This is a genomic window from Oscillibacter sp. CU971 (assembly GCF_905219725.1).
In the GTDB taxonomy this organism is placed as follows: domain Bacteria; phylum Bacillota; class Clostridia; order Oscillospirales; family Oscillospiraceae; genus Oscillibacter.
On sequence record NZ_CAJMXG010000216.1, the window covers coordinates 1 to 5,068 of the forward strand.

Annotated in this window: 7 protein-coding genes; all 7 read right to left on the reverse strand. The window is 63.6% G+C overall.

What is annotated here, in order from left to right:
* Window positions 1–1,103, reverse strand: a 1,103-nt coding sequence (xseA, locus tag JX325_RS12650; RefSeq protein ID WP_204791471.1) for an exodeoxyribonuclease VII large subunit, incomplete at its 3' end; no start/stop codon positions are given.
* Window positions 1,104–1,107: 4 nt separating this feature from the next.
* Window positions 1,108–1,314: a helix-turn-helix domain-containing protein gene (locus JX325_RS12655; RefSeq protein WP_204791473.1), complete on the reverse strand. Its 207-nt coding sequence runs from the start codon at window positions 1,312–1,314 to the stop codon at window positions 1,108–1,110.
* A gap of 426 nt (window positions 1,315–1,740) precedes the next feature.
* A complete protein-coding gene (gene nusB / locus JX325_RS12660) occupies window positions 1,741–2,190 on the reverse strand; it encodes a transcription antitermination factor NusB (protein ID WP_204791474.1) in 450 nt (149 codons plus the stop codon).
* A gap of 37 nt (window positions 2,191–2,227) precedes the next feature.
* On the reverse strand, window positions 2,228–2,605 hold the full coding sequence (locus JX325_RS12665) for an Asp23/Gls24 family envelope stress response protein (RefSeq protein WP_204791475.1): 378 nt from the start codon (window positions 2,603–2,605) through the stop codon (window positions 2,228–2,230).
* 114 nt (window positions 2,606–2,719) lie between these two features.
* Entirely contained in the window at window positions 2,720–3,340 is a 621-nt protein-coding gene (locus tag JX325_RS12670) for a SpoIIIAH-like family protein (protein ID WP_204791476.1), read from the reverse strand.
* 537 nt (window positions 3,341–3,877) lie between these two features.
* Window positions 3,878–4,360, reverse strand: a complete 483-nt coding sequence (locus JX325_RS12675; protein WP_204791477.1) for a stage III sporulation protein AF — start codon at window positions 4,358–4,360, stop codon at window positions 3,878–3,880.
* A partial coding sequence (locus tag JX325_RS12680; RefSeq protein WP_204791478.1) for a stage III sporulation protein AE occupies window positions 4,357–5,068 on the reverse strand: 712 nt, incomplete at its 5' end. The genes JX325_RS12680 and JX325_RS12675, both read right to left, overlap by 4 nt.

Sequence of the window (5,068 nt, forward strand, 5' to 3'; positions counted from 1 at the left end):
GCCCCTTGAAGGTGCTGGGCCATGGCATAGCGCCGGCCCAGCACCTTCAAGGGGCTCATAGCGTCCAGCGCCGCCCCCAGGACGGAAACCCTCTCCCGCTTCCCGGCTACCAGTCCCGCCGACAGGTCTCCTAGCCGCTGCTGGACGTGGAGAAGCTCCATCCGCTTGTCCTGGACATAGGCCATCTGGTCCCGGAGGACCCGCTTTTCCGCTAAAGTTTCCAGCCGCTGCCGAAGGGCCGCCAGCCGGGCGGTCTCGCTCCGCTCCAGCCGGGAGGCCGCGCCGCTCAGCCACTGTTTTAACGCCTCCTGGTCCGGCACCGCGATCTCCGCCGCGTTGGAGGGCGTGGAAGCCCTTGCGTCCGCCACAAAGTCGGAAATCGTCACGTCCGGTTCATGGCCCACGGCGGAGATGACGGGCAGCTCCGAGTCGTAGATGGCCCGGGCCACCCGCTCGTCGTTGAAGGCCCACAGGTCTTCCATGGACCCGCCGCCCCGGCCCGTGATGATCACGTCCCCCACCTTCCACTTGTTGGCATAGCGGATGGCCCCGGCGATTTCCGGCGGGGCCTCGGCCCCCTGGACCCGGACAGGCAGGAGGACTGCCTTTGCCAGAGGATACCGCCGCCGCAGGATGCGGATCATGTCGTGGACCGCCGCCCCGGCGGAGGAGGTAACGATGGCAATCCGCTCCGGGTAGGGCGGCAGGGGCTTTTTGTGGGCGGGATCGAAGAGGCCCTCGGCGTAGAGCTTGGCTTTCAGCTGCTCGAAGGCTACCGCCAGATCCCCCGCCCCCTCCGGGGTCAGGGAATTGCAGTAGAGCTGGTAGGCCCCGTCCCGGGGGAAGACGGTGATCCGCCCCTGGGCGATGGCCTTCATGCCGTTTTCCGGGCGGAACCGAAGGCGGGAGGCCTGCCCCCGGAACATGACGCACCGCAGGGCCCCCTCCGGGTCCTTCAAGGTGAAATAGTGGTGGCCGGAGGGATACATTTTATAATTGGAGAGCTCCCCCCGGACGTACACGTCCTGGAGCATGGGCTCGCCGTCCAGCAGGAGCTTGACCAGCTGGTTTACCTCGGCAACGCCGAAAATGTGCTGTTCCATGGGGTTACCTCTCGTCGGTGCGCCCGGCCAGGTAGTCCAGGGTGACGCCGAAATGATCCGCCAGGGCGCAGAGATTTTCAAAACCCGGAAGATTCTCCCCCGCCTCGAACCGCTGATACTGACGATCGGTAATCTCGATTGCTTTTGCGGTTTGCACCTGGGTTTCTTTCTTCTCTTTTCTAAGTTCTCGCAATCTTTCCGAAAAATCCATAACAAACTCCTTGACACGACGGATTCTGCGTGTTAAAATCATTTTATTACCCGACGAATTCGTCGTTACGAAGAAAGGTGGTCCATATGTCCGATTTTATGCTCTGGCTTCACGCCAACTACATCCAGCCTCAAATCGATGCCGTTGAAAAAGACGAGTACGAATTCCATTTCCATCTCGTCGAAGAAGCATTATCGCCAGCCAACTGCGTAAATCTGAAACATGCCCTGGAATTTACGGCCATCCAGGCGTTCCTCCTGGGCTTTCGCACCAGCGAGGGCCTGACNCCCCGGACGCCCCGGCGGCATGTGGTTCCCGTCAAGAGGAACGGTCAAAACGCCGATTGAAGAGGAGCGGTTTCGGGACCTCCCCCACGGGAAAAAGCAGAGCAGGACATGGTACGTCCCATGCCCGCTCTGCTGTTTTTTATTCGGAGANCTCCTGCCGGGAGAAGCTGCCCAGGATGCCGTTGATGAATTTCACCGTCTCCGGCGTTTCGTACTTTTTGGCGATTTCCACCGCCTCGTTGATGGCGGCGGCGTTGGGCACATCCGGCATGTACAGCACCTCGTACATGGCCACCCGCATGATGGCGGAAGCCACCAGCGGGATGCGGGAGAACTTCCAGCCCTTGGCATACTTCTCGATATAGCCGTCCAGCTCTGCGCCGTGCTCGTCGACGCCCTNAACCAGGCGGCGGATATAGGCCGTCTGCTTGGCGTTGGGGGCCTCCCGGTAGAGGTCCTCCTCCTCCGCAAGCTCCGCGAAGGCCGCCGCCGACAGCCGCTGGTCCAGCAGCTCTTCCGCCGTCTTGTCGGTAAAACTCAATTCATAGGAGAGATGAACGGCGATCTCCCGGGCGGTGTTCCGTACCATAGTCCTTCGTCCTTTATCTGATGTTCAAATCCGGCGCTCAGTTCAGCGTCACGCCGCCCACATGGATGTTCACCGCCTCCACGGCACAGCCGGTCATGGCCTCCACAGCGGAGGACACGGCCTTCTGGGCGTTTCCCGCCACCTCGGGGATGGGGTTGCCATACTGGACGGTCAGATACAGGTCCAGCACCAGCGCCGCGCCGGTCATGTCGATTTTCACGCCCCGGACGCCCTTCTGGGCGTTTTTCCGGTTGTTCACCAAATCGCTGACGCTTCCGCCCAGGTTGGTCATCATTCCGGACACGCCCTCCACCTCCCGGACCGCGCCCACGGCGATGGCGGCGATGACCTCCTCCGAGATGTTGATGCTGCCGTTTTCCTCCGGCAGGGTCATATATTCCTTACTCTCGGCCATTGCTGTACCTCTCCTTATTTTTCCTTCGTGAAATGGGACCGCCATTTCACGGCGGGCCTTTCCGCTGAAATCATGCTGAGTGATTATATCACATCCCGCCGGAAATTACAACTACTAATTTGCCGCCATGATCTTAATATTTCCCGCCGGGAGGCCCGTCTCCGTCATGGTGATGTCGGTGATTTTTGCCACATCCTCGGCGGTCAGATCCCCGCTTTTGGTGGACACCACCACGCTGACGCATTCGTCCCCCATGAAGGCCACGCAGTCCGTGTAGCCCTTGGCAGTGACCAAGTTTTCGATCTGAGCCTCCGCCAGGGTGTAGGAGGCCAGGACCTGGATGCCCTGGGAGGCCTCGTTGGCCACGGCGGCATCGGCATTCTCCTGCTCCGCCGCCTCCTGGAGGAGGGAAAGGGCGTTGTCCCGGGCCTGCTGCCGGGTCAGCCGGGCGGAGGCGAAGTAGTCCGAGCCGGTGTAGATCATCCNCTCGTCCGGCGGGGCCCCGGTCTCCTCCGCCTCCGCGGGGGCAGGGGCCTGCTCCCCTTCCCCGGTCTTTTCCTCTTCGCCGGTTTTTTCGGTCCCCTTGCCGGAAACCAGCTGGGCCTCCCCCAGGAGCTTCCCTCCGGAGGCCTCCTGCACCTCCTGCCCGGTGTACAGCCAGTTCAGCGCCACCGCCGAGCAAACCAGCACCGCCATCACCGCCACCACGGCGTTCCGCTTCCATCTCGCGCTCATAGACCCTTTCCTCCTCCAAATAATCACTGCCATTTTGCCACCGTGACCCGGTCGGTGGGCAAGCCGGTGAGGGCGGCTACCGCCCCCGTCACCGCCAGCCGGNCCTCCGCGCTGCCGCCGCCCTGGCACACCACCAGGGCTCCCCGGTACGTGGGATATGTGGTCCGCACCACCACCGCCTCGTCCCCCCCGGAGCCGTCCAAGCGGACCGTCTCCGACTTGCGGGAATAATCCTCCGGCGCGGCGGTGTCCCCGCTGTAGCTCAGCTGCGTGTCCTGGGCCAGCTGCCGCTCCCCGTCGGAATCCACCGTCAGCATCACCTTCACCTGGCCCACGCCGTCCATGGCTGCCAGGATGTTCTCCATTTCCGTCTGTACCGTCTGTAGGTCCCAGTCGCCCTTGGCGCTCTGGGGCTCCTTCCGCTCCGGCCGGGGGGCGGCCTCTCCGCTCCCCAGTCCCGGCCACAGCAGCAGCCCCGCGCCAATCAGCGCCACCAGCGCCGCGTACTTGTACTTGTTCCATATCTTTCGCGCTCCTTCAGTTTTTTCCTTCATGCCAAACCTGCCTCTCCGCCGGAATTCCAAGCTCCCCCGCGATCCAGTCCGCCAGGTCCTGGGAGTAAGGGCCCCTCAGCTCCGCCCAGGCCGGGAGGGGGGTCTCCCCGTCCGCTCCCGGCTCCGTCTCTACCCGGGCCTCCACGTCCAGCCCCAGCGCGTCCGCTTTGTCCGATATATATGCCGCGGTCCGCCCGGCTATGATTGCCGCCAGCTCTTCTTTTCCCGCATTGTCCAGCTCCGCCGTCCTTGCCTCAATGGCCTCCTCGTAACCGGAGAAGTCCAGCCGCAGCTGCCCCAGGTCGGTTTTCAGCACCGGCTGGAGCAGCGCCGCCAGCAGCAAAAGCCCCCCGGTAAACCCGGAAATCTTCCGCAGGGTTCCCTCCGGCACCAGGGTCTGAACCACGGTCAGCATCAGCGTCACCGCCGCGATGGAGGTGAGCCAGCTCCGCACCGCCCCGATCATGGCGTCACCGCCGCCACGGAGCTGAGAACCGACACCAGCAGCAGCAAAGCGCAGCTCCCGGTCATGCCCAGCACCAGGCCGAAGGCCCCGCCCAGCCCGTCGATGAGCTTGCACAGCTCCGGGGCGCCCACCGCCGCCGCCAGGAAGGCGGAAAGCTTGTACAGCAGGTACTGCACCCCCAATTGCAAAAACGGATAGGCGCAGGCCGCCAGAATCGCCAGCATCCCAAAGACGCCGATGGTGTTTTTCAGCATTCCCGCCCCGGCCAGGACGGTCTCCGCCGCCTCGGCGATGATGCCCCCCACCACCGGCACCGCGCCGGAGATGGCGGCCTTGGCCACCTTCACCGAGGCCCCGTCCGCCGCCCCGGCGATGATGCGGACGGTGGAAAGGTACACGGTGAACAGCAGCAAAGATGTGGTGAGAATCCAGGTGACGATTTTTTTCAGCGCCTCGGCAATGGCCCCCAGCCGGTTTTCCGGCAGGCAGGCCCCTGCCGCCAGGGCCCCGATGTACAGATAAACCATGGGAATCAGCAGCCCGTCGATAAGCTCCATCAGAAGGTCCGCCAGAAAAACCGTGGTCACCTGCTGAAAGGTGGCGGTGGTCACCGCTCCCGAGGCCGCCGTGGCCGCCGCCAGGGTGGGCAGCAGGGCTTTCGAAAAGACATTCAGCTCCCGGATGGTCTCCGCCCCCAGGCCGATGAGG